This is a genomic window from Acinetobacter guillouiae CIP 63.46 (genome assembly GCF_000368145.1).
Taxonomy (GTDB): domain Bacteria; phylum Pseudomonadota; class Gammaproteobacteria; order Pseudomonadales; family Moraxellaceae; genus Acinetobacter; species Acinetobacter guillouiae.
Map to the genome: position 1 here is coordinate 128,701 of NZ_KB849284.1, position 24,109 is coordinate 152,809.

Here is a 24,109-nt window from a genome sequence, read left to right on the forward strand (position 1 = left end):
ATTGGGTAACGACATTGCGTCCAAAGCCTAAATGACATCATAACAACTATAGGAGGTCTCCCATGAAGTATTCAGAATATCAACCTCGCCCAGATTTATTGAAGGATAAAATTATCCTTATTACGGGTGCGGGAGACGGTATTGGACGTGCAGCTGCGCTCAGCTACGCCTTACACGGCGCAACAGTCGTGTTACATGGTCGCACGCTCAATAAACTTGAAGTCATTTATGATGAAATTGAATCACTTGGTGCCCCGCAACCTGCCATTCTTCCTTTGCAGCTTTCTACTGCCTCTTCACGTGACTATGAACTGCTCGTCGATACTCTAGAGCAACAATTTGGCCGCTTAGATGGTATTTTGCATAATGCCGGAATCTTAGGAGAGCGTGTTGAGCTGGCACATTATCCAGAAGAGGTCTGGGATGATGTGATGGCGGTGAATTTACGTGCACCCTTTGTGCTCACCCAAGAATTACTGCCTTTACTGGAAAAATCTGAAAATGCATCAGTCGTTTTCGCTAGCTCTGGTGTAGGACGTGAAGCACGTGCACAATGGGGTGCTTACTCGGTTTCAAAGATTGCGATTGAAGCGGTCAGTAAAATATTTGCTAAAGAAAATACTTATCCAAATATTCGATATAATTGTATCAACCCAGGTGGGACCCGTACCGCTATGCGTGCCAAAGCTTATCCTGATGAAGATCCAAAGGTTTTACCATCACCTGAAGCCATCATGCCTGCTTATCTCTACCTCATGGGAGATGATAGCCTTGCGTTGAATGGTGAGAGTATCGACGCACAAGATTAGGGTCTGTTTCTCCGCGCTTTTCGAAGCGTGGAGAAAATCATAAGAGATACTGTCATTTAAAATATTGATCACAGAGTCAAAATAAAAATTTAATAAAAGCCCACATCAAAATCGCTTTACCCAATAAAAACTATAACTTTATTCAGTTTCTTAAATCATAACGCTTCCTCTATAGTGTTACTCAAGTTAAGCAGATCAATTTGAGGCGTTTTTTTATGAAAGATTTAAAACATAAAGTAGAGATGATTCGTTCTATCGAACAATTACAGCTTCCAAATCAGTTTATTCAGGCCTTAGATGATGCTCATCAAGCTAAAGAGATGATCAAAGCAATCAATTATTTAAAGGAGATGAATCAGCAGTGGTATTAATCATTCAGGCTCAATTTATAGTGGGGTCATCTCTCTAAGCCTGCATACAAGTTTATTTTCATAAATATTTACATTTTTTAGTCACACATTCCGCTTAAAAAAATTTGCTGCGATGCATTACAGCTCAAAGCTTTGCAATAACTCTTTTCACTTTTACAGAAATATGTTTTTATTATGTCTGTCATTTTAAATGAAAAACTGAACTTTCTTCACAGTTTCTCTGCAATTTAGCAGTACAGTAGTGAGGTCAAAATAAACATATTGAATAAGCGAGGACGATTATGAAAAAGATTTTAGCGATCATCGCCATCTCTTTATCAACGCTGTTGACGGCTCAGATCAGCAGTGCAGGTCCTCATTTTGACAATGACAATGGTTTTGATCGTGGCAAAAGCGAACGTGGAGATCGTGGACGCAATCATCGTGATCGTGGTAATGATGATGACAACATTCAAGAACAACGTCGTGAACGTGAAGAACGTGGTGTAAAACGTTTGCAACAGCACAAATGGCAAATGGGTTATGTAATGCCACAACATTATCGTGGTAATAGTTACAAAGTTGATTATAAAGATGAAAATCTTCCAAAGCCTTCACGTAATCAACAATGGTATAAGATCAACAATGACTATATCTTGGTCGACTCAGACAATAATAATATTGTGAATATCCGAGGGATGTAGTTTTTAAATATTTTGGTTTCATAGGCTCAAACACCTTTTTGTTTGAGCTTTTTTTTGTCTAAATTTCATCATTCCAATCTGTTTTTAAAAAATTCCATAAATCTCCATAAAATTGACAATTAGATGATATTTCTCCATTTTTTATCTTAACTTAAAGTGTAATTTGAATAATCGGATAAAGCATCCGTCTGAAAAGGTCGATTCAAATGAGAAAAGTTCTAAGCGCAATCACACTATCACTCAGTGCCTTAGTTGCTACTTCAGCAATGGCTGACTGGGATCATGGTCAAAATCATCGCCCTGTTGCATCACATGAAAAATTTGAATGGCGAGAAGGTGTAATTTTACCTGATCGTTATCATGACAATCGCTATTATGTGAATGATTATCGTGCATACAAAAACCTGCATCAACCGGCTAAATTTGAACGCTGGTATAAAGTAGATGGTCGTTATGTACTGGTTAATGAACGCAACCACCATATTATCCGTGTGATTCGATAATATCCAAACTACGATATTTAAAGCCCAAATTCTTTTTTGGGCTTTTTTATTTATGAAAAGAAAAACCTCAATGGGTCTCTTCATCAAGTCTTCATACATTTCACAATTCACCTAAATCTTGCTCACCGTTTATCTCAAATTATTGAGTAATTTAATTACATCAAAGGACAAAAGTTCAATTCAGGTGAATCAAATGAAAAATATCTTAACGACACTGGCTTTATCGATGAGTGCGCTGATTGCAACGTCTGCGATGGCTGCACCTCATGATTATCATCGAAATGATCACAATCGCTATCAACAAAGCCATTGGGATCATAAACATGACCATCGTTGGAATAACAACAACCATTATGACAACCGAGTAAATTCGAGTCAGCGCTGGCGCTCAGGGCAATACTTCCCGACTCAATTCAATTCTTCGCGTTATCATGTCAATTATAAAAACTACCGTCAGTTACCTAAACCTGGAAGATATCAGCAATGGTATAAAGTAAATGGTGATTATGTGCTGGTAAATGAGCGAAATAATCGTATTATTCGTGTGATTGGTTAATGTCTATATTTTAACTTTTAAACCCAACTCAGCTTGGGTTTTTTCATATTTTGAGAATATGATTAAAATCTAATTGATTGGGCAAATAAATAAACTACATACTTTCATTTATATCTCCATAGTTTCTCTATATTTTACGATTAAATTTAATCTGAACTGGTTAATTATTGAGTTAGTTAGGAAAGACAAATATCCTCATTAAATTTTTCAAAATGAAAAGATTAACTTGTGTAATTTCAATGAACAGTAATCCTTAAAATATTTGGTTTTTAACTCAATAATCCAATGTGAATCGCAACACGCATATGACCCTTTTGCACTCGTCCTCCCACGTTCGAGTGCTTTTTTTATTTTGACTATTATTCTTGCACTATTTTTGTTTAGAATCGCTGTATCGCAATCATCAATACTGAGATAGGCATGCAAACCGACAGTTTAGAAACAATACAAAGCACAACGCAAGAATACGTGCATTGGTTTCGTCACTCTGCACCCTATATCAATGCCCATCGTGGTAAAACTTTTGTATTGATGTTTGGTGGTGAAGCTGTTGAACATGAAAATTTTCAGCATATTATTCATGATATTGCGCTACTGCATTCATTGGGCATACGACTCATTTTAGTCCACGGCGCTCGCCCGCAAATTACGGCCAACTTGCTTCACAATAAAATTCAAAGCCCGATCCATATCAACCGTCGTGTCACCACACGTGAATCACTGCCTTGTGTTATGAGTGCCGTTGGTTCGATTCGTCTACAAATCGAAGCTTTATTGTCTATGGGACTAGCCAATTCACCTATGTTTGGCGCACGCATTGATGTGGTCTCAGGTAATTTTGTCACAGCAAAGCCGTATGGCATTCGTGATGGTGTCGATTTCCAACTCACTGGCGAAGTTCGCACGATTGATACTGAAGCCATTCAAGGCCATTTAGGCAATCAAAATATTGTGTTACTTGGCCCTACAGGGTATTCCACCACAGGTGAAGTATTTAACTTGCTTGCGGAAGAAGTTGCGACAAAAACGGCCATTCATATCAAAGCCGATAAATTGATTTTTTTAGGTAATCAACAAGGCTTAATGGATGAATATGGGCAATTGAGACGTGAAATTACCCCGCAGCAACTCGATAAGCATATTGAAAAATACCAAGATTCAAATTTTGAAATCGCTTTGCATTTGCACAATGCAAAAGAAGCCTCATTAAAAGGCGTAAATCGCGTTCATCTGCTTTCCTATAGCGATGATGGTGCATTGATCAAAGAGCTCTTCACTCGTGATGGACATGGCACCATGATCACCGATGCCCATTATGAAGAAGTTCGTATGGCAAATATTGGTGATGTTGGCGGTTTGATTAATCTATTACGCCCTTTGGAAGATGAAGGTATTTTAGTCTATCGCTCACGCGAACGTTTAGAAAATGAAATCGAAAAGTTTGCCGTCATTGAACGAGATGGAACAATTCTCGCCTGTGCTGCGCTCTACCCAATTCCATCAACAGACAATGAAGTGCAATCGGCCGAAATTGCTTGTGTAGCCGTACACCCAAGCTATCGCAAATCTAATCGTGGTAGCCAAATTTTGCATTTCCTAGAAGAAAATGCACGTCAATTGGGTATTCAACAACTGTTTGTATTAACCACGCGAACCGCACACTGGTTCTTAGAGCATGGATTTAAACTGGCCAATGTTGATGATTTACCCGAAGCCCGACAAGCGCTATATAACTATCAACGTAATTCGATGGTCTTTAAAAAATCAATTACTTAAAATTGATGAAATTTTTTTATTCTGAAAGAATTATCACATTTGCTGCTAAGCTTATCGCTATAGATTCCATCAAGCAGAATATTTTCTTATTCTTGAGAGTGGAATCTATATATGGTGATTGAATAATACAAATAACATCATAATTTTCAAATTCTTATAACATTATATTTTTATAGAATATCCACTTTATATTTCTCATTTACAGCTAAGCTTAGCAGTTAATTATTTATCTGTTTTTTTCATTAGCAATCACTAAAAACTTATTTTTTTGAAAATACAAAGCCTTTTAAGCTGATGCTCATGCCTTTTTCTGACTTTATAGGAGCATCGTGACTCATGGCGAGCTTATTTCAACCTTCGTGGAAAAAAATCACCCTTATTAGTGCTAGCCTTGCCACCATCATGATGCTTACTGGATGCTCAAAACCACAAGAAACTACAACCTTAAATATCGGTTTTCAAAAATATGGGGTCTTGCCCATTATCAAAGCACGTGGCGACTTAGATAAAGCCCTAAAGGAAAAAGGGGTAAATGTGAAATGGGTTGAATTCCCTGCTGGTCCTCAACTCCTAGAAGGTTTAAATGTCGGTAGTGTGGCCTTTGGTGAATCTGGGGAAGCACCGCCTATTTTCGCCCAAGCTGCAAACTCAAATCTGGTCTATGTTGCCAATCAACCTGCTGCACCTTTGGCTGAAGCCTTAATTGTGCCGCAAGATTCAGCCATTCAATCAGTCCAAGATTTAAAAGGTAAGCGTGTAGTTTTGAATAAAGGTTCAAATGTACATTATCTTTTACTGAAAGTTTTAGAAGCAAATCATTTAAAACTTGATGATATTCAAGTGGTCTACCTACCACCAGCTGATGCACGTGCTGCCTTTGAAAAAGGTGCTGTAGATGCTTGGGTCATTTGGGATCCGTTCTTTGCTGCTGCTGAAAAACAACTCAATGCCAAAGTCATTGCGACAGGTCAAAACTTGGTCAACAACCACCAATTCTATTTGGCTGATCGTAAGTTTGCCGAACAACATCCCGATGTTTTAAAAATTGTGGTCAATGAACTGAATACGACAACGCAGTGGGTGTCTCAACATCAAACCGATGCGGCAAAACTCTTAGAAAAACCGACGGGATTACCGCTTGATATTTTGAATACCTCAATTTCTCGTATGGGTTTTGGTGTGACTCCAATTTCTAACGATGTGGTAAAGAAACAGCAAGCTGTCGCAGATGCTTTTTATCAACAAAAACTCATTCCCAATAAAATCAACATTCAAGCAGCTGTTTTAGCGAATTAATTTCGCCAACAGCGCCGTTAAAGAGGACATCAATATGACCCAGCAAATCGCACAACAAAACACAGCCTCATGGTTCAATGCAACGACTCATGCCATGACCACGATGTTGATCTGTAGCGCAATGCTGGGTTCAGCCTCTGTGTGGGCAATCGATCCAACGGTAAAAGAATTACGTATTGGCTTTCAAAAAAGTTCTATTAATTTTGCAATCGCCAAACAACAAAAGTTGTATGAGAAAGAATTCCCAAATGCCAAAATCACTTGGAATGAATTCCCTGCGGGTCCTCAAATTTTAGAAGCCCTTGCTGTAGGTTCTCTGGATGTTGGTGTCACTGGCGATACCCCACCAGTATATGCCCAAGCCGCGAATAAACCGCTGTACTACATTGCCTATGAAGCAGCCAAGCCGTTGGCTTCGGCAATTTTAGTGCCTAAAGATTCAAAAATCACCAAACTGAATGAGTTGAAAGGTAAACGTATTGCGTTACAGAAAGGCTCAAGTGCGCATTATTTATTGGTACAAGCTGTCCGTAAAGCTGGTTTGCAATGGTCAGACATTCAACCGATTTGGTTAACCCCTGCTGATGCCCGTGCTGCATTTCAAAAAGGTGCTGTCGACGCTTGGGCGATTTGGGACCCATTCTTTGCTTCTGCTCAAGTTGAAGATCAGGCGCGTATCCTCGCCTCAGGGCAGGGTTTAAGTCCGAATTATACCTTCTATTTAGCATCGCCAGATTTTGTAAAGAAATATCCTCAAGCAGTTAAAGGCATTATCCAGCAAATTAATACTGCTGATAAATGGGTACAAGCCAATCGTGTCGCAACAGCACAAGCCATCGGGCAAAGCACTGGTTTAAAACCGAAAGTTAGTCAAACTTTTATTGAGCGACGCCCAAGACCTTCGGGTGCAGCACCGCTTTCAGCAAAAGTAATTGCAGATCAGCAACAACTGGCCAATCGTTTTAGCGAACTCAAAATTATTCCAAACAGCATTGATATTAAACAAGCCGTTTGGACAGCGAAATAATATTTTCTAAGGATGAATGAAATGAAAATCTTCTGGTTTATTCCTACTCACGGTGACAGTCGTTATTTAGGCACAAGCAAAGGCGCTCGCCAAGTGGACCATGCTTATATGAAACAAATTGCTGTAGCTGTGGATAATTTGGGCTATGAAGGTGTACTCATTCCCACGGGACGTTCATGTGAAGATCCATGGATTACTGCTGCGAGCCTGATTGATGCGACTAAAAATTTAAAATTCTTGGTTGCGTTACGTCCAGGCGTAACAACGCCTGCACTCGCGGCACGTATGGCTGCAACTTTTGATCGTCTATCCAATGGACGGGTTTTACTCAACCTCGTTACAGGTGGTGATGAGCAAGAATTGAAAGGTGATGGCGTATACGAAGACCACGCTTCACGTTATAAAACAGCAGCTGAATACACCACGATTTGGCGTGAAATTTTAAAACGTTCACATACAGGTGAATCATTTACCTTCCATGGCGAACGTTTAAGTGTAGATGATGCCAAGCTGCTTTATCCACCGATTCAAGCGCCTTACCCACCACTCTGGTTTGGGGGCTCTTCTGAAGATGCGATTGAATTGGCTGCTGAGCAAGTTGATACCTATTTGACTTGGGGCGAACCACCTGCTGCTGTCAAAGAAAAAATTGCAGTAGTGAAAGCGAAAGCCGATGCCAAAGGTCGTCAACTTAATTATGGTATTCGTTTACATGTCATTGTTCGTGAGACCAATGAACAAGCATGGCAAGCTGCCAATGAACTGATCCAATATGTAGATGATGCGACGATCGCCGCTGCACAGAAAAAATTTAAACAAATGGATTCCGTCGGTCAGCGCCGTATGGCTGAGCTACATAATGGTGATCGTAGTAAGCTTGAAGTATCACCAAATCTTTGGGCAGGAGTTGGACTCGTTCGTGGTGGTGCAGGTACGGCTTTGGTCGGTGATCCACAGACTGTTGCAGATCGTATTCAAGAATATGCAGATTTAGGCATCAATACCTTTATTTTCTCAGGCTACCCACATTTGGAAGAATCTATTCGCTTTGCTGAACTAGTATTCCCATTACTGCCGTTGGAAACACGCAAGAAACTCACGCAACCTAATTTGACTGGACCATTTGGCGAAATCGTTGCCAATAATTACACCCCTGAAGAAAATAAGAAACCATTACAGGAGCCTGCATGAATGCCTTAATTAACAATGCTGCTCCAGCCAAAAGTACTGCCGTTTCACGTGGAACGAAACAAATTGGGCAGCGTTTGCTGCCTTGGATTGTGCCGATTTTACTGATTGTCATTTGGCAAATTGCGTCTAAAACAGGATTGCTTGAAAGCCGTGTTTTACCTGCACCGACAGCGGTAGTCTCTGCGTTTTGGACACTTTTAGTCAGCGGTGAGCTTTGGCAGCACGTCAAAGTCAGTGCTGGTCGCGCGCTACTTGGCCTCTTAGTTGGTGGTGGGCTCGGTCTATTTTTGGGACTGCTTAATGGTTCATCAAAAGTTGCATCCAACTTATTGGATACCACCTTGCAAATGATCCGAAATATTCCAGCATTGGCGCTGATTCCATTGGTTATTTTATGGTTTGGAATTGATGAGTCTGCAAAACTCTTTTTAGTGGCTGTCGGTGTGTTTTTCCCGATCTACATCAATACCTATCATGGGATTCGTTCAGTTGATCCTCAATTGATAGAAATGGGAAAAAGCTATGGATTAAGCAGATGGCAATTGTATAAAGACATTATTTTACCGGGCGCAATGCCTTCAATTTTAGTGGGTTTACGCTTTTCACTGGGGTTGGTTTGGGTACTGCTGATTGTGGCAGAAACAATTTCTGCACAATCTGGAATTGGTTATATGACCATGAATGCGCGTGAGTTTTTACAAACAGATATCGTGCTAGTGGGTATCTTGCTGTATGCCCTTTTAGGCAAACTTGCCGATGTTTTTGCACAATTTTTAGAAAAATACCTATTGCGTTGGCACGCAGGTTATCAAAAATAGGAGTCTGATATGACCGATTTAAGCATTAGCCAATATGCCAATGACTTGGTGGCACCAACCGAGATTATTGAAGAACAACAAGCAAAAATTGGTGCCGAAATTTCGATCGAACAACTGCATAAATATTATGGCGAAGTTAAAGTTCTTGAGGACTTAGATTTAAACATTGAAGCAGGTGAATTCGTTGCAATTGTGGGACGTAGTGGTTGTGGTAAAAGTACCCTACTGCGTTTAATTGCCGATTTAGAACAACCCAGTTATGGTGAAATCAAATTTAAATCCTTATTAAATTTCCGTGAAGGGATTATTGCAGATGATATTCGGGTGATGTTCCAAGATCCACGCTTATTGCCATGGAAAAGTATTCTAAAAAATGTGCAATTGGGTCTAGCCAAAAACCAATTTTCTAAAGCTGAGCAATTATTAGAAAAGGTCGGATTAAAGGAGAAATCTGGACTTTGGCCATCACAGCTTTCTGGTGGACAACGTCAACGAACGGCGCTTGCTCGTGCTTTGTCACATACACCACGAGTTTTATTACTGGATGAACCTTTAGGTGCTTTAGATGCATTGACGCGACTAGAAATGCAGAATTTAATTGAAAAGTTATGGTTAGAACAAGGTTTTACCACCATTCTGGTTACCCATGATGTTAGTGAAGCAGTTCAACTCGCAGATCGTATTATTCTTTTGGATAAAGGACATATTGCGCAACAGTTTCAAGTCGATTTACCACGTCCACGTCAAAAGGGTGTAGCATTTGCCGAACTTGAACAACAGGTACTCAGTGCTGTGCTTGCGACATGAACAGCAACAAAATACCCTTTTGTTGGCAACGCAAGGTATTGTCGAGCAGAATATTTTTGTCTTTACATATTAGGGTCTGCTGACATTTCATAAATGGTTTGCGTTGTAGGTTAAAATTGAGCAGGCAAGGCATGAAACGAAGAGAATAGCGAGACTATTTTCGAGTTTCATAACACAGGCTGAGATAATTTTAGCCACAACCCTTCGGGACTAGTGTGCTTTTTGTCGCTACGTCGTTACCTTGCGAAACGATGTTTCTCATTATTTAGAATGACTAAATTTCGTATTTCGCGCCTAGTATCGCCTAAAAATCACACGTAGTCGCAAACTTAGACGAATTGTTAGCAGACCCCAACCTTGCGGAACCATGTTGCTGATCTAGAATAATTAAATCGAATATTTTGTCGTTTTGATCGGATAGAAAATGTTCGCTGTCACAAATATGTTTAAGTTTTCAGCTGTTTCTATTGATTAAAAATGAGCTGGGTATTTTAAAGAAAGTCAGTTTTCTTAAATGAAAATTAAATCATGCTATTTAAGATTATCTAATTTTTAAATTAACTCAAAAATTAACCTTATACTAAAAAATGTCACAAAATTTAAATATTAAGTCATAACTGACAGAATTTTAAAATAAGATTTGCTCCAGTTTAGTGCAAAATTAGATAATAGGGATCTACGATCGACTTAATAATAAAACTTCATCATTATTTATCAGAAATATACCAAAATAATGCTGCTTTCTGTGCACAAATCAAACATTTTACCGTACAATTTAATAATCAGTTTTTCGATTAAAGATGCGATGGAACAAAAAAAGAGTGCTCAAAAACGCCAGCAGCTGCTCAATGCTGCACTTGACGTATTTTCTGTCTATGGTTTCAACGGCGCAAGTCTAGATGAAATCGCTCAATTAGCAGATATGCATAAATCCAATATTTTCTACTACTATGAAAATAAAGAAGCCTTATATGTTGAAGTGCTAACAACAGTTATGCAGAAATGGTTAGCACCGTTGCAGTCGCTTGAGTCAGAATTGGAACCGACAGAGGCTTTGTCACATTACATCATGACCAAAATTGAAATCTCTAGAACTCAGCCTAAAGCTTCAAAACTTTTTGCATTAGAAGTGATTCAAGGCGCACCACATATTTTACCGATCCTCAAAGGCCCGCTTAAAAAGCTCTTTAAACGTAAAGCCAAAGTGATTTTAAACTGGCAGGCGCAAGGTAAAATATCAGATCAAATCGATGCTGAGTTGCTGATTATTAATATTTGGGCATTGACTCAAAATTATGCAGACTTTAGTACTCAAATCGAAATGGTGACTGGTAAAACTTTGCGTAATAAAAGTATGTGTCAACGCGCAATTGAACATACAATCCATATGACTTTATATGGTGTGTTACCGCGCAATTAATCATCCAATATACTTATTGGTTATTTTGGCAAACGGCCATAGAGTTCTATGGTCGCCAAGACTCAATTTTAAACTTTATATAATACGCAAATAAACTAAGTCTTTAATAAATAGACTGATATAGTTTTAACAACTTTTGTGCACCCAATAATAAATTATCTTCCCAATCTAAATGTGCGGTGTCATTTGCACCATCTGTAATGTATTTAATCGAAACGAAACGCACATCTAATTTTTTACAGACTTTAGCCAGTGCATAGCCTTCCATATCGACCAAGTTACAGCTCACTTTGGGTTGTCCTGTTTCAAAACTATCCCCTGTACCACAAACACCCTGCGCTAAATGTGGAAAATACGATTCTAAATGAATTTCGCCTGGAAAATGCTTATCCATTGGCGTAACGCCCACATCAAAACCGAGTGGAGAAACATCCATATCGCGTTGCACAAAGGTTTTTACCTCAATCAACTCATGGGCATCAAAGAAAGAACTTCCTGCACTACCTAAATTCAGTATGGTTTTACAACCGGTTTTTTGAATAACATCGAATGCCGTATAGGCTGCATTAATCTTGCCAATCCCGCTATAGTGGACGGTGATACCTGCTTGTTCAAATAAGCCTTTAGATTCATTGGGTAAAGCCATAATCAGTGCAATGTCGTCTTTCATATCTATTCAGAATTAAAATTTTCCTTATTAGAATGGAAATTCAAATCCTGATCAATCTTATTGTTAACTCAAAATTTTAAAATCATATACAAATCACTACTGTACCTATGACCTTGATTGCGCATAATGTTTTCATAGAAAAATAGAGATGAAAATAAATGAATATCCAAATCATCGTGGGTAGTATTCGAGAAGGTCGTGTTGCCATTAAAGTCGCAGAATGGTTACTTAAAGAAATCCAAAAACTCGACTTCAGTACCCTCAATGTTGAAATTGTAGATTTAAAAGAATGGGATTTACCTTTCTTTGCTGGGAAAAATTCACCCGCCTCAGGAATTTATGATCAGCCTAAACAGCAAGAATGGGCGAAAAAAGTTGCTTCTGGCGATGCCTTTATTTTCATTACCCCAGAATACAATCACGGCTATAGTCCTGTACTGAAAAATGCCATCGACTTCGTTTATAAAGAATGGCAGAGCAAGCCTTCGGCTTTTGTCAGTTATGGCGGTACCAACGGTTCACGTTCAATCGATCAAATTAAACAAGTCTGTGCTTTTATTGGCATGATTGACTCTAATGCTGTCATTGAACTGCGAGATATTGGACAACGTGGTAAGAGTGAAACCTTTGAAGGAAATGAGTTTGATAATAAAGCAGTCAAATCTGTGGTAAACAAACTCATCCAATATGCCAATGTCTAAAATCACATTGTACGCTTTAGCTTACATCACTTGCATGCATTGACGGCTAGGGAAGTTGAAGCAAATCCCCTATTCTATAGTCATAGGGAACAGGAAGTTTCCCAGACATAAAACAATAATAATCGGTCTGTACATCAGGAAGTGAGGTAGAACAGGAGTTTACCTAGCGAACCAATACGAAAAAGCCCCGTCAGGATGATGGGGCTTTTTTTATAACTTGGACTTTTTAATTTTGCCCAACTGTTAATGACTGATCACCAATACATTTACATCCGCAAGATAAAGGTGAATTATGCTGAGCAGCGGGCTTCCCCATCACCAACATATGATTATCACCTGCAACAATGCTGGCGACACATTTATGCTTGGGACAGGTCGCCTTATCCCCTACACACGCAATCGCTTTACCATCAATCAGAAAAGAAGACTGAGCAGAAATAATTTTTCCACCACCTGTCGTGGGTGACCCTAACGTGATATATGGAAGTGCCATAGTGCCTACCTTTTATTGTTTTGTTATTGAATAAAAATTTATAAAACATCGAACTCAATACGGCGGTTCTTTTTACGCCCATCTTCAGTTGCATTATCAGCAACAGGTTTGGTTGAACCCAGACCAGCTGTGCTTAAACGAGTCGGTGCAATGCCTTTCGTAGTTAAGTATTGCTTCACCGCTTCAGCACGTTGCAAACTCAAATCCTGATTCTTCTGTGGATTACCTTGGCTGTCAGTATGCCCCACAATTTTAACATTTTTACCTTGGACTTTATTTAATGCAACCACCATCTCGTCTAAGATTTGTGTACCTGTTGCGGTAAGTACAGCTTTGCCAGATTCAAACTCAATAATTCGATTTTTTAGGGCATTATCAATCACAGATTGCTCAGCAGCATTCACTGAAATTTGAGAATTAAATCGATAAGGTGGTTGAACTAAGGATTGGAATAAACTGGTGGTTGGCTGAATATCAGTTTGCACACCCATTTTCCCAACCAATTCAACTTGCGTGCCTCGTACAGAGAGCTTACCTTGGCTAATCTTCTTTAAATCTGGAGTAATCACACGTGTAACCGAATCACTCCAGCCATTCGGTGCGGATACGGCTCGAATTTGGATTTTATCAACAACTTGATCATCACCATAAACCGCTTTTAATTTCGCCAAGATTGCTTGTTTGGTCATGTCATTTGGCACAGCACCTTCAACTACAATCGGGGCAGCAAACACATTGAATGAACAAAATAAGCTAGAAATAAGCGCAAATTTTTTCAATATTTTGACTTGTTTATTTTTCATATCATTATTCATCTATAAATGTTTGTCTAAAAATTTTCATGCCTTGAACCAGACTCAATTGACGTTCACATAAAGATTGTTCTAGTGCTGCTAGACCTGCATTCTGTTCCAAATAGGCATCAATCCATAACGGTTTGACCAAAGACACCCAATGATCATTTTGCATATTTTGAGTGAAAATATTACTCAAAGCCGTGATATCTGCCCCTTGGAATCCAAATAATAAAATTGGAGACTCCTGGTGAAGAATACCAATCAAGATCTCTGTATTACTTTTTTCTAAAAAGCGTCCGATTAAGTTGACCCAAAAGGCAGCAATTTCATAGCAATAATTATGATTATTAATCGGTAAAATAAGCACCTTAGATAACTTACTGGTACCGTGTTTAAGCACCGGCTGTAGTAATAAGCCCAAACCCAACATACTTTGTGCCAATTCATAAGGCGTGATCTTCATCATTTGTGCAAATGAATGCATGGTATGATTTTCAAAAAAGTCCTGCGTTTTTAATTCAGGTAGAACCTGTATTTCACGATCAATTTCACCCAGCTTATTGATCAATACTTCAGGATCACGAATGGTTCGGATGCTTCGATTTTTTTGAAATAAATCAATCAATACCGGTTTATATTTAAACGGCGCATAGAGTAAGTTTTGAAAGGGGTGATCAACTTCTAATAACTGACTTAAAACCATTGGAAATTGACGACCAGAACTGTCTTCACTGGTCACCATATTTGCCGCAAGAAACATTCTTTCCTTAGGGTTTGCGATAAAGAAGTCTAAAGGTGCTAATGATTCATAAGCTTGATTAAAATTTTCTTCTCGCATTGCAAGCTCTAAAGCTTCCGTAATCCATTGATCAATCACTTGAATCAATGAATATTGCCCTTTTGTTTTCAGAAAATCACCACGTGCGGGACATTTTCCATAATACAACGGTGTAGACTTTATCGTTTGCATACTTTAATCCCTCGCGTCAAATCGTTCCCTTTAATCATTGAGCCACTCCTTTTCCAGCAGCATTTGCCACATTGCCAGCAGGTGCCGCAGTTGGGCTTGCTGGTGCGGTTGTCTGAGGCTTAGGTGCTGCTGCTGTCGGTGCTGTAGCACCGCCAAATGGTGAAGCCGCTGGTGAGTTTGCACTTACTGTAACAGGCGCTGCCTGTGCTGCAACAACCAATGGTGCTTTAGGACTTGTGACTCGATCAACCAGTTTTAATCCAACATAGCCACGATTAGAACCAATTGGATTTGAAGCATTACCACTAATTAAACGGAATTGAAGTTTCACAAACAAATCACTGTTTTGTTTGCTTGCCCATGTCATTTCAAAGCTTCCATTCAATGACTTACGTTGTGCGCTATCAATTAATTTATTGATCCCGTATTCACCCGGCTCATCAAATATGGTATGGGTTTGCCCATCTAAATCGATTGCAGTAATCCGTGCTCCCGGTATTGCACCAGGATTTGGCCACATGAAGTTAACCCATTGTTGGATGCCATTTTCATAAACCAAGCGCTGCCCATCAATATCAATGGTATAGGACAATAATTTATTGTTAGGGATTGGATAGAATTGGAAATTTGACTGATTGGCTGCAACTGGAGCACCACCTGATGCTCCCGCAGAAGCACCATTAATTGGTGTGGTATATTGCTCAAAATTCATCACGAATTCAGGATTTAAACCAATACCCATGTTTTTCCATGTCTTCGATGACAACGTATAACCACGACGAATAACGAATGGATCAAGGGTTTCTTTTACAAATTTAGAAATGCTGCCGTTATCACCAAAAATTTGGCTAATTTCACTACTGGTCGCTTGAATGGTTCCAGAAGAGTTAAATGGAACTTTTTGCGAAAGTGTTTGGCTAAATGGTTGGAAAGCCTGCAAGGTCCAAAGTTTATTAATTTCATCCTGTGCTGGGGTCAACAAACTGTCAAAAGATTGAGTTAATGGACTCACCAACAATTTTTGAACCATTTGCTGATCCAACTCACCCAAACCAACCGTCAATTTTTCATCGACGACTTTTTGAGTGGTGTTGAAAACTGAACTTTGATCGTTAATGGTCAGTTTCGCTAAGGCCAAAGCACTTGGACCAAAGTCACCTGCACTGCGTAGATCATTCAACTTACTTCTGACTTGCGCCATATTCTGTAAATAATCATCCAACAGTGATTTGTTCTGTAAATCATCACGTTTACGGACCAATTGGTAGAATACTTGGAATTGTTGAGAAATCTGCCCTTGTGCTTGATTCGATGCACGTTGGATATCATCCGTTTTACCTTGACCTAAAACTTTACGCTTAAACCAAGCAATAAAGCCAGTTTGTGGCGCGGCAAGTTCAGCTTGAACGACTGGATTATCCCAACTGGTTTCTTTTGCAACACGATCAATATAGGTACGGATTGGAGAGTTTTGTGGCTCACCCAACACATCCATGACCTTGGCTTGCTGAACAAAATCAGCACCTTTCGCATAATGGGTAGCATTAATAAACTTCTTCCATTCAGCAATATATTCTTGCTTATACAACTGGGTTAACTGTTTACGAATTTGGTCAGGACTACCACTAAAAGTTAAATCATCTGACTGGGTACTATTCAACACCCAATCTTTGGTATCTGTTGGCTTATTCGCAGCTTCTTCAATCGCTTTATCGACATATTCATCCCATGCTTTTTGGGTAAATATACCAGGCAATGCATAACCACCGAGCATGACATTACGATTGGTTTCACCGACAATTTGCGCCACCGTCACCGCAGGGAATCGAACTGCCGCGCGCATTTTAATTTCATTATAAACGCGATCACGTGCTGGCATTCCACGTACAACAGAGAGCAACACTTGACGGGTTTGATCGACCAATTGCGCATCAGACTCTAACACTGGAAACTTTTTATCATTGGCTAAAGTCATTGAATAGCTCAATATTTTTTCAGCTTTTTGAATCATTTCGCCACGTGGCATTTGCCCACGATTGGTGTCTAACCATGAACGCCAAAAGCGAGTGACTTGGTCACTTAAATGACTCGCATCCATATATTGTGGATTGCTCATCATCAAATAGGCTTTTAACGCATTGTAGGCATCTTGTGGATTGGTATCAGAAGGTTCTGATGCAATCTGTGTCGAAGACGCTTGTTTAATTTCTACATTGACATGATTTTGCTTAAGCGTCTGCTCATTGCCTTTTACACGTTGTAAATATTGTGCAATGTTTTGCTGACTCGGCGCTAAAACAATCTGTTTCACACCTTTTAAATATTCAGCTTTTAATTTTTCTTTTAAGTCATTGCCTTGATATAGACCAAACGAAAACTTCAATGGGCGATGCTGATCAAAATCATCTAATTGCTCTAAACGTTGTTGCAAAATCAGTAAAGCATCGATTTGGGTAGAGAGCTCTTGACCCGAAGTTTGCTCCATTTGCACAACTTTATTTAAATCGGCCTGAACATCTGCAATCAATTGTTGGTTATTACGATAAGACCATACCCATAGACCTAAAATGATGGAAACACCCAATAATGATGCAATAAACGCCAAATAACGTTTACGCTTTGTGGTCGGGTTAATATGTTGTTTAACTAGGTTTTTATCTTTGAGAATGACTTCTGAGAATAAACCTTTTAAGAAATAGCCATGATTCTGAGAAATTGAATTTTGTGGAATACCATGTTCGCTATTGGGGATTTTAGTCAGCTGAAAATCATCAACAATTTGTTCCGTCATCGGGCTTTCTATCACGCCCTCTTGTAAAGCACTGGTAAAGTAAAAGCCACGGAAGACTGGTTTAAATTGATACGGGTTTTCTTCAAATAAAGTACCAATAAACGTTTTTAATACAGGTTTTAAAGTCTTAAATTCAAGTGGGAAAGTCATCACACTTGGCGAAATATTTTGCGCATGACGGCGACTTAAATGGGTGGTACTGACCCCTTTTAATCCATCATATAAAATATTGTAGTGCTTCTCGAAATGTTCTACAGCATTCTGTGATGATTCAGAGTCATAAGGTAAGGTCGCACCCCACACTTGATCAAACTCAGCAGATTCATAACATTCAAAAAATTCAGTGAATCCTGCAATCAAATCCATTTTAGAAAAGACCAAATAAACAGGTGCAAAAATTTCTAAACGTTCAGTTAAGTCTTGAATACGCGCTCTTAAACTTTTCGCCAATTTGATCGATTTTTCAGGGCTTTGACTGACCAATTCAGCCACACTAACAATCACAATTAAGCCATTGATCGGCGCTTTAGAGCGGTTCTTTTTCAGAATATTTAAAAAGCCTAACCATTCTGAATGGTCTTCAGAATACACAGAGTATCGACCAGCTGTATCCAGCAAGACCCCTTCTGTTGAGAAAAACCAATCGCAGTTTCGGGTACCACTGAGTCCTGAAGACACCACTTTTTGATGGGTCTCTTCAAAGGGAAATTTTAGTCCAGAATGGTAAATTGCCGAGCTTTTTCCCGCAGCAGGGTTACCAATCACCATATACCAAGGCAACTCATAGAGTGCCGCATTACCACTTTTATCACCCAATTTAGACTTACGAATCAACTGGATCGAATCTTTCATCTGCTGATTGATCAGATTTAATTCTTCTTTATCTTTTTGTTTTCCATATTCAGCAGTGGTGTCTTGTTGAATCGCTTCAGCCAATGCTTCACCTTGTTCTGCATGTTTACGGCGCTGGATCAACCAGTAGATGCCGTAAATCACCAATCCAAGAATGTAAGCTGCAACCATCATAAAGAAGTACTGACGCGGCACTACACTATATGAAGAAACGATCGCCACCAGAATCGAAAGCGCAATCACCAGTTTCGGGTTTGTGATGTACTGCCATGCATAGCTTAAAATTGTTTGTATCATTTTCTCTATTTCTTTCTAAATTTATCTGTAAGTTCTATGCAAACTCAGTCCCAACAAGCACTTGGGTTTGCTGATGTTCAGCACTATAAACATAACCGTACAACTCATCTTTAAAGTGCAAACTCAACATAAAACCAAAAACTTTGGCTAAGGGTTGGGTATGGCCTAGGCTATTTTTACTATAAAGATAATGATGCGCTTCAATCGCTGTTTCGGCAAAGTTTTGTTCAAGTTTCTTTAACAGCTTGATCTCTGCTGGGTCGTCTAAGACCAAGACAAAGGGCTGTTCTTGATCAAACTGTTCTGCTTGGTCTAAATTCAACTCTTTTAATGTTTTAGATGCCTGATCAGAATTTAAAGCAATTCGAATATACTTTATTGCTTGTAAATTTTGCAATTCGACCTGAGTATTTGTCATACAACAGGTACTGATATACTCAGATGGAATATATTTTTCAGTCATCCACGTCCGATCATCTATGGTTTCTTGATCAATTTCTGAATCTACTGCAATAAACAGTGATGCCTCAGAATCCAGAAGTTGGGTTCTTTTCAGCAACTTAATCCAGTCTTTATACGCAGTTGTTTCACCCCAATAATGATATTCAGTGCCAAATTGCTGATCGAGAATGCCCAGTTCAGTAAGGTAATGATGAACCAATTCTGAAGCTGAACTTTCATCCCAGCTATGGAATAAATTTTCTGGCAAAATAATATGAATATTCAAACGATTAAGTCGCGGTACTGCTTCTGCGACCTGTTGTTCTATCGGCTCATCCTCATAGTCACGATGCGGGTCAATCCAAGCAGGATGCATACGATATTCATGTGCAAGTTTCGCATCATAAAAGAGTGCTGAGTTTTTTAGGTGCTCTGCAATTTGATATAAAGTTTCAGTATTCTGTTCTAATTGCTGCTGAATTAATGCACTTATACGCTTTTGACGACTGGAAAGACTAGATGCCTCATCCTCTAACGGTTCTTCAATCTCTTGAACACGGAATGAAAGAATCGGTAAGCCATAACCATTGACCAATTGCGAATCAAGTTCAGGACTTGCCACATCTTGAAGCTGATCAAGCTGTGCTTCATTTTCGCCTAAGGCACTTAAACTTGTCGCTGAATAAACTTTCAAGTCTACCCATTCAATTTTTTCTTCAACTTTAGCTTCAGTGGTTTGTTGTTGTTCTGAATATTGTTCTGCCTCAATTCTTTGTTGTTCTTTCTTCTCTTGGCGGCTTTGATAAATCTTTTTGATCAACATTGGGCTTAGAATTAACAAAGTAATCGCTACTGGAATCACCCCAAAGAAAATCAGAAAATCTTGCCCATTTGGGTCATATTTAATATCACGCCAATAAAACACCACGATTACCGAAACCAGTAATATTGTGCTGACTAAAGTTCCTAAAATTATTTTGATCACTTATGACACTCCAATCAGTGCATAACAGGTTTCATCATTGTCACTTTGAGTTTTTGGCATCACAAAAGCACCTTGTGCCAAACCGATTTGTGTTGTTGAACTCAGTTGTAAAGGCTGGACTTCCTCTTTTGCCAAGACTAAACGTAGATCGACAAGTAAGGTGGGACTACACCAACTTTGCAGAATTTTCTTTAACTTCTTACTCAATTTTTTCTTGGGTAAAAATTCTAAATACTGTGCATGGCTCAATGGTCCAATTTGAATCTCAATTTTTCCATCAATTTGTCGAATCGTTTCTCCACAAAAAGTATTTACACCTAACAAAAAGGGTTGCTTGCCTCCCAATGTAGTTTTCTGTTCATCGCCGAGTTTAAACTTTTCGGTAATATATTCTTTGACTTCAACGTGTTGATTGAATACGCAGGTCAGCATTGTCTTTAGTGCATGGGCTGTATTGTTTTGCCCCTGCATCAGCCCAGAAAATTCAGCAAAATAATCGTCTAAATCACTCTGTTGATGTTGTGTCCGAATATAACCATTTAATGCATGCAGGATTTCTAAGTAATTATTTTCTTTCTCAACCTCATAACGTACAGGCAGGTTATAACTTAAACTGGCTTCAACAAATTGAGCTGTAAGCTTATGATTAAATAAGCCTAAAAACTTTTGAACTTCAACACGCTGTTTACGCGGTGCTTGTTTCACTTTATTGGTATAGGTATACGGCATTGCGCCTTGCATACCAGTTAAACCGACAATCAAATTGGTAAGATGAATTTTTTCATCTTGTTGTTCGAGTAATTCAATTTCATGTTTTGGGAAGTTCAAATTTAATGAACTTTCAAAAAGAAAATCGTCAGACCAATTCTTTAAAACAGCAGTATTGGGCGCATGTCTAAATAATCGTGTGGATTGGATAAATTCAAAAGCTGTAGGGGTTTTAAAAAGCTCATCAATTACAGAAGCTTCTTGCCACCAACGTTCTGTACGCATTGGTATAACTCCTGTTTTGTATTTAAATCTCGAACAAAAACGTCAACAAAACTGTTCATCTGTACTTTTAAGTTAAAGATATGACTGATCAATTCGCTGAAAATATATAAGCTATGCCCTCTAAAGACTTGGACATCTACATCCATTAAAACCTTCACCCCACGTACAAACATTGGAAAGGGTTTGGCTTCAACCAGTTTATTGGTGATTTCAAACTCAATGTTTTTAATTGCATCAATAATTAAATGATTTTCTTTAGATTTTGGTAGGTTATAAAGCTCTAATAATTCTTTAATATGGCTGACAGCATCACCTTTCATTAACGCTAAAGTATTTAATGAAAGATGCGAAATAATACGCCATTGTTCATTCTTATTTTTTTCAAATTGGAACGGTGCAGTAGGTCTTTTTAACACCAATGCACGACGAGCAACGGTACTGTCATTCAAATTCAAGACATTATTTGACTGACCCAAAGCTTCGTGCGGTAATTCACGATTGGAACATAACAATTTACAACTGACAAAATCAGACTTAATACTGTGCGGTTCTAATTGTTTAGAAATAATCGAATAGCCCGTTTCGACATATTGATTTTGTAAAACGGTTGGATTTAATGCATAAAAAAACTGAATATCATCACCGTGATAATGACTCATGGCAAAGAAAGGTAAAATCGGATAAACCACTTGATCTTGGTTGCTTTTTTCACGGATCAAATTCATTTCAACGATTGAATACACTTGATAGAACTCAGGATGATGTGCATCTGTCATCAAAGGATATTCTAAGTTTTTATGATTGATTTTTTGTGGCTCAGCTTGTTTCTCAAACAAATTGACGACTGGGCTGGTAAATAACTTAAAATTTGCCACATTCAATTCTGAATAATTGCGAATAATGGCTTGGTCATTTAAATTCAGTTTTAAATGGATCTGCACTTCAAAACTTAGATTTTCTTCTTTTAATAATTTTAAAAAATCTAAATTCAAATTTAAATAACTAAACTTTTCAGGAAAGCAGAAATATTCGATTAATAATCGGTAAGCATGATGGGTATGTTGATCAACCGGCAATAAACTTTCATTTTCATCAAAACCCATCACTTCAAACGGATTTTTTATCGCCACAACTTTATGATTGATACGAAGACTAAAACTGGTCTCTTTATGAAAGATATGATCTAGAACTTGCAAAGGAAAGTTTGAAATCGCATCCAAATAAATGGGGAGCTTTTCATTTTTCAACCAATTTTTAGCAGGGTTTAATAACTCAAATTTTAAATTTAATGTCGCATTTTGGTTTAAATGAATATGTGCGCTAGGATTGGTTTGGAAACTCAGGCTTTCCAGTTGGATCGGCAGTAATTTAACTTCAGCACTGGTATTAAACTCACATTGGACACCTTTGAAACTTCTCGATTTTAAAGTGGTCCCTTTGGGAATAATATGAACATCTGTCAATTGTTTTTGCTTGTTTAAGTCTTCAAAACTCACAACTGAACACGCCGGGAAATGGCGTAAATATTGAGGAAACATCACCTCAAATAAAGAACGTGTAAAGATGTCGTAACTATCAGCTAACTTTTTATCAATACGTGCGGCAATTAAAGAAAATGCCTGTATCAGGCGTTCAATATGTGGATCATCAATTTGTTCTTGATTTAAAGATAATCGTTGTGCAATTTTTGGGTATTTATCTGCAAAGGCACGCGACTGCTGTCCAAATTCTTGTAATTGCTTTTCATAATACGGTAAAAGTTCTTCTATCACGACATACCTACTTTATTTTAAGATCTGGCAGAAATCACATATTGCTGTGTTGTTGGCTTAAGTAAGGCATCAAAAATTACAGGTTCATAAAGTGGGTGGATATTTAAATAAGCTTGAATGCTTAGGCATAACGAACCAACATTTTGGTCATCTAACTGCATTTCTACTTTAATTTGTTTTAAGCGTGGTTCATGTGCAGCAATCGATTGTTCTATAGACTGGCAGATGGTATCTCGATCGGTTGGATTCGCTGTTGAAAGCCCAACAAAATCAATAATGCCAAATTGTACAATAGACTTTTTCACTAAAGGAAAATCATCGATTTCCAGATCTAGCTTGGCAATTCGTGTATTTAATAAATCTTCTAAATCATGAGCAACAGACTCTCTTAACTCATGAATCGAAAGCCCTTTAATATAATCATCTTCAACAATTAAACGATCAAATAGTGTAGATCGAAATCCATATGGGTATAGTTGATCTAAATTCATAATGTATATTCTAATAATATGAAACAGATAGGGACCCGAGTCCCTATCTGTTCCAACAAACAATTAAGCAGCGTAAGATGCTGTATTGTTAGAAAGAGACCATTTCTTAGTAACGGCACCTTTAGCAGAACCGTTAATATCTTGTTGATTATAAGTCCACTCAACCGCAGCATATTTAAGACCAAATGCTTCAGTTGGAACACCTTCTTCATTTACCGTAGGCGTTACACTTGAAACAAGTACATGCTTAAGTTTGATTTGAAGGTACTTAATACGTTTGTCACCATTTGCACGGTAGAAGTCAATTTGAACTTCATCAAATGTATAACCCGCAGAACAAGCTTCCCAAAGTTTTGGACTAGTTGCATCCAAATCTTTAACAAAAAGCATATCTGAGTGTTCTACACGTTCAGCAGTATGACCACCAACGCTTGAAGAAGTCGCAGATTTCGGCTGACGAATATTATGAGACCAAGAATTAACTTCTAGCCAATTTTTGTGCTCAGAATCACGTGACTCGCCATCAACCTTGTACTTACCTTGGAATTGAACGTATATATCTTTCATTGGATTACCCTTATTTTTTAAAGTTATTATTT

Annotated in this window: 22 protein-coding genes and 2 pseudogenes; 13 read left to right on the forward strand and 11 right to left on the reverse strand. The window is 38.5% G+C overall.

Annotated elements, in window-relative coordinates; all coding sequences use genetic code 11:
- The first annotated feature begins 62 nt into the window (after positions 1 to 62).
- The 12 genes from F981_RS16580 to F981_RS16630 all read left to right on the forward strand — a co-directional run bounded on the left by F981_RS16580 (position 63) and on the right by F981_RS16630 (position 11,257).
- Complete coding sequence (locus tag F981_RS16580) at positions 63 to 809, forward strand: YciK family oxidoreductase (protein ID WP_004723535.1); 747 nt, start codon at positions 63 to 65, stop codon at positions 807 to 809.
- Between the two features lie 215 nt (positions 810 to 1,024).
- A complete protein-coding gene (locus F981_RS23965) occupies positions 1,025 to 1,180 on the forward strand; it encodes a hypothetical protein (protein WP_004723536.1) in 156 nt (51 codons plus the stop codon).
- Positions 1,181 to 1,461: 281 nt separating this feature from the next.
- On the forward strand, positions 1,462 to 1,863 hold the full coding sequence (locus tag F981_RS16585) for an RcnB family protein (RefSeq protein ID WP_004723537.1): 402 nt from the start codon (positions 1,462 to 1,464) through the stop codon (positions 1,861 to 1,863).
- Positions 1,864 to 2,069: 206 nt separating this feature from the next.
- The gene (locus F981_RS16590) at positions 2,070 to 2,366 is read left to right on the forward strand and encodes an RcnB family protein (protein WP_004723538.1); all 297 of its coding nucleotides are present in this window, start codon (positions 2,070 to 2,072) and stop codon (positions 2,364 to 2,366) included.
- Between the two features lie 193 nt (positions 2,367 to 2,559).
- On the forward strand, positions 2,560 to 2,922 hold the full coding sequence (locus tag F981_RS16595; RefSeq protein WP_004723539.1) for an RcnB family protein: 363 nt from the start codon (positions 2,560 to 2,562) through the stop codon (positions 2,920 to 2,922).
- 420 nt (positions 2,923 to 3,342) lie between these two features.
- Positions 3,343 to 4,698: an amino-acid N-acetyltransferase gene (argA, locus tag F981_RS16600; protein WP_004723540.1), complete on the forward strand. Its 1,356-nt coding sequence runs from the start codon at positions 3,343 to 3,345 to the stop codon at positions 4,696 to 4,698.
- A 336-nt stretch (positions 4,699 to 5,034) separates the two neighbouring features.
- Positions 5,035 to 5,994 (forward strand): sulfonate ABC transporter substrate-binding protein, encoded by a 960-nt coding sequence (locus F981_RS16605; protein WP_004723541.1) that lies wholly within the window; start codon positions 5,035 to 5,037, stop codon positions 5,992 to 5,994.
- Positions 5,995 to 6,088: 94 nt separating this feature from the next.
- Positions 6,089 to 7,021 carry a sulfonate ABC transporter substrate-binding protein gene (locus tag F981_RS16610; RefSeq protein ID WP_085942780.1) on the forward strand — a complete coding sequence of 311 codons (933 nt, stop codon included), beginning with the start codon at positions 6,089 to 6,091 and terminating at the stop codon, positions 7,019 to 7,021.
- Between the two features lie 21 nt (positions 7,022 to 7,042).
- Positions 7,043 to 8,212 (forward strand): FMNH2-dependent alkanesulfonate monooxygenase, encoded by a 1,170-nt coding sequence (gene ssuD, locus F981_RS16615; protein WP_004723543.1) that lies wholly within the window; start codon positions 7,043 to 7,045, stop codon positions 8,210 to 8,212.
- Positions 8,209 to 9,030, forward strand: coding sequence for an aliphatic sulfonate ABC transporter permease SsuC (ssuC, locus tag F981_RS16620; protein WP_004723544.1), 822 nt, complete (start codon positions 8,209 to 8,211; stop codon positions 9,028 to 9,030). The genes ssuD and ssuC overlap by 4 nt, the downstream gene beginning before the upstream one ends.
- Positions 9,031 to 9,039: 9 nt before the next feature.
- Entirely contained in the window at positions 9,040 to 9,837 is a 798-nt protein-coding gene (locus tag F981_RS16625; RefSeq protein WP_004723545.1) for an ATP-binding cassette domain-containing protein, read from the forward strand.
- An 805-nt stretch (positions 9,838 to 10,642) separates the two neighbouring features.
- Positions 10,643 to 11,257, forward strand: a complete 615-nt coding sequence (locus F981_RS16630) for a TetR/AcrR family transcriptional regulator (protein WP_016539535.1) — start codon at positions 10,643 to 10,645, stop codon at positions 11,255 to 11,257.
- 103 nt (positions 11,258 to 11,360) lie between these two features.
- Here the strand turns inward: F981_RS16630 and F981_RS16635 are convergent, their stop codons facing one another.
- Complete coding sequence (locus F981_RS16635) at positions 11,361 to 11,927, reverse strand: 5'-methylthioadenosine/S-adenosylhomocysteine nucleosidase family protein (protein ID WP_004723547.1); 567 nt, start codon at positions 11,925 to 11,927, stop codon at positions 11,361 to 11,363.
- Positions 11,928 to 12,085: 158 nt separating this feature from the next.
- On the opposite strand from F981_RS16635, the gene F981_RS16640 reads away from it, so the two are divergent.
- Positions 12,086 to 12,628, forward strand: a complete 543-nt coding sequence (locus F981_RS16640) for an NADPH-dependent FMN reductase (protein ID WP_004723548.1) — start codon at positions 12,086 to 12,088, stop codon at positions 12,626 to 12,628.
- A gap of 226 nt (positions 12,629 to 12,854) precedes the next feature.
- Here F981_RS16640 and F981_RS16645 read toward each other — a convergent pair whose 3' ends face one another.
- From F981_RS16645 to F981_RS16685, 10 genes and pseudogenes are all read right to left on the reverse strand, one after another.
- Positions 12,855 to 13,121 (reverse strand): PAAR domain-containing protein, encoded by a 267-nt coding sequence (locus tag F981_RS16645; protein ID WP_004723549.1) that lies wholly within the window; start codon positions 13,119 to 13,121, stop codon positions 12,855 to 12,857.
- A gap of 38 nt (positions 13,122 to 13,159) precedes the next feature.
- Positions 13,160 to 13,810 carry an OmpA family protein gene (locus tag F981_RS16650; RefSeq protein ID WP_434087049.1) on the reverse strand — a complete coding sequence of 217 codons (651 nt, stop codon included), beginning with the start codon at positions 13,808 to 13,810 and terminating at the stop codon, positions 13,160 to 13,162.
- Between the two features lie 118 nt (positions 13,811 to 13,928).
- Positions 13,929 to 14,420: pseudogene (locus tag F981_RS24435) on the reverse strand (type VI secretion system-associated protein TagF); the annotation flags it as partial.
- Between the two features lie 71 nt (positions 14,421 to 14,491).
- Positions 14,492 to 14,888, reverse strand: a pseudogene (gene tagF / locus F981_RS24440) (type VI secretion system-associated protein TagF); the annotation flags it as partial.
- Positions 14,889 to 14,922: 34 nt separating this feature from the next.
- Positions 14,923 to 18,828 carry a type VI secretion system membrane subunit TssM gene (tssM, locus tag F981_RS16660; RefSeq protein WP_004723552.1) on the reverse strand — a complete coding sequence of 1,302 codons (3,906 nt, stop codon included), beginning with the start codon at positions 18,826 to 18,828 and terminating at the stop codon, positions 14,923 to 14,925.
- Between the two features lie 34 nt (positions 18,829 to 18,862).
- A complete protein-coding gene (locus F981_RS16665; protein ID WP_004723553.1) occupies positions 18,863 to 20,254 on the reverse strand; it encodes a hypothetical protein in 1,392 nt (463 codons plus the stop codon).
- Positions 20,255 to 21,247: a type VI secretion system baseplate subunit TssG gene (tssG, locus tag F981_RS16670; protein ID WP_004723554.1), complete on the reverse strand. Its 993-nt coding sequence runs from the start codon at positions 21,245 to 21,247 to the stop codon at positions 20,255 to 20,257.
- Positions 21,211 to 23,019 (reverse strand): type VI secretion system baseplate subunit TssF, encoded by a 1,809-nt coding sequence (gene tssF, locus F981_RS16675; protein WP_004723555.1) that lies wholly within the window; start codon positions 23,017 to 23,019, stop codon positions 21,211 to 21,213. Before tssF ends, tssG begins: the two co-directional genes overlap by 37 nt.
- Before the next feature lie 17 nt (positions 23,020 to 23,036).
- Positions 23,037 to 23,510 (reverse strand): type VI secretion system baseplate subunit TssE, encoded by a 474-nt coding sequence (gene tssE, locus F981_RS16680; protein ID WP_004723556.1) that lies wholly within the window; start codon positions 23,508 to 23,510, stop codon positions 23,037 to 23,039.
- Positions 23,511 to 23,573: 63 nt separating this feature from the next.
- Positions 23,574 to 24,077: an Hcp family type VI secretion system effector gene (locus tag F981_RS16685; protein ID WP_004723558.1), complete on the reverse strand. Its 504-nt coding sequence runs from the start codon at positions 24,075 to 24,077 to the stop codon at positions 23,574 to 23,576.
- Positions 24,078 to 24,109 lie beyond the last annotated feature (32 nt).

What these genes read in the sequence shown, in the direction of transcription:
- F981_RS16580 (WP_004723535.1), top strand. Translation starts at nt 63, where the DNA reads ATGAAGTATTCAGAATATCAACCTCGCCCAGATTTATTGAAGGATAAA.
- F981_RS23965 (WP_004723536.1), top strand. Translation starts at nt 1,025, where the DNA reads ATGAAAGATTTAAAACATAAAGTAGAGATGATTCGTTCTATCGAACAA.
- F981_RS16585 (WP_004723537.1), top strand. Translation starts at nt 1,462, where the DNA reads ATGAAAAAGATTTTAGCGATCATCGCCATCTCTTTATCAACGCTGTTG.
- F981_RS16590 (WP_004723538.1), top strand. Translation starts at nt 2,070, where the DNA reads ATGAGAAAAGTTCTAAGCGCAATCACACTATCACTCAGTGCCTTAGTT.
- F981_RS16595 (WP_004723539.1), top strand. Translation starts at nt 2,560, where the DNA reads ATGAAAAATATCTTAACGACACTGGCTTTATCGATGAGTGCGCTGATT.
- argA (WP_004723540.1), top strand. Translation starts at nt 3,343, where the DNA reads ATGCAAACCGACAGTTTAGAAACAATACAAAGCACAACGCAAGAATAC.
- F981_RS16605 (WP_004723541.1), top strand. Translation starts at nt 5,035, where the DNA reads ATGGCGAGCTTATTTCAACCTTCGTGGAAAAAAATCACCCTTATTAGT.
- F981_RS16610 (WP_085942780.1), top strand. Translation starts at nt 6,089, where the DNA reads ATGACCACGATGTTGATCTGTAGCGCAATGCTGGGTTCAGCCTCTGTG.
- ssuD (WP_004723543.1), top strand. Translation starts at nt 7,043, where the DNA reads ATGAAAATCTTCTGGTTTATTCCTACTCACGGTGACAGTCGTTATTTA.
- ssuC (WP_004723544.1), top strand. Translation starts at nt 8,209, where the DNA reads ATGAATGCCTTAATTAACAATGCTGCTCCAGCCAAAAGTACTGCCGTT.
- F981_RS16625 (WP_004723545.1), top strand. Translation starts at nt 9,040, where the DNA reads ATGACCGATTTAAGCATTAGCCAATATGCCAATGACTTGGTGGCACCA.
- F981_RS16630 (WP_016539535.1), top strand. Translation starts at nt 10,643, where the DNA reads ATGGAACAAAAAAAGAGTGCTCAAAAACGCCAGCAGCTGCTCAATGCT.
- F981_RS16635 (WP_004723547.1), bottom strand. Translation starts at nt 11,927, where the DNA reads ATGAAAGACGACATTGCACTGATTATGGCTTTACCCAATGAATCTAAA.
- F981_RS16640 (WP_004723548.1), top strand. Translation starts at nt 12,086, where the DNA reads ATGAATATCCAAATCATCGTGGGTAGTATTCGAGAAGGTCGTGTTGCC.
- F981_RS16645 (WP_004723549.1), bottom strand. Translation starts at nt 13,121, where the DNA reads ATGGCACTTCCATATATCACGTTAGGGTCACCCACGACAGGTGGTGGA.
- F981_RS16650 (WP_434087049.1), bottom strand. Translation starts at nt 13,810, where the DNA reads ATGACCAAACAAGCAATCTTGGCGAAATTAAAAGCGGTTTATGGTGAT.
- tssM (WP_004723552.1), bottom strand. Translation starts at nt 18,828, where the DNA reads ATGATACAAACAATTTTAAGCTATGCATGGCAGTACATCACAAACCCG.
- tssG (WP_004723554.1), bottom strand. Translation starts at nt 21,247, where the DNA reads ATGCGTACAGAACGTTGGTGGCAAGAAGCTTCTGTAATTGATGAGCTT.
- tssE (WP_004723556.1), bottom strand. Translation starts at nt 23,510, where the DNA reads ATGAATTTAGATCAACTATACCCATATGGATTTCGATCTACACTATTT.
- F981_RS16685 (WP_004723558.1), bottom strand. Translation starts at nt 24,077, where the DNA reads ATGAAAGATATATACGTTCAATTCCAAGGTAAGTACAAGGTTGATGGC.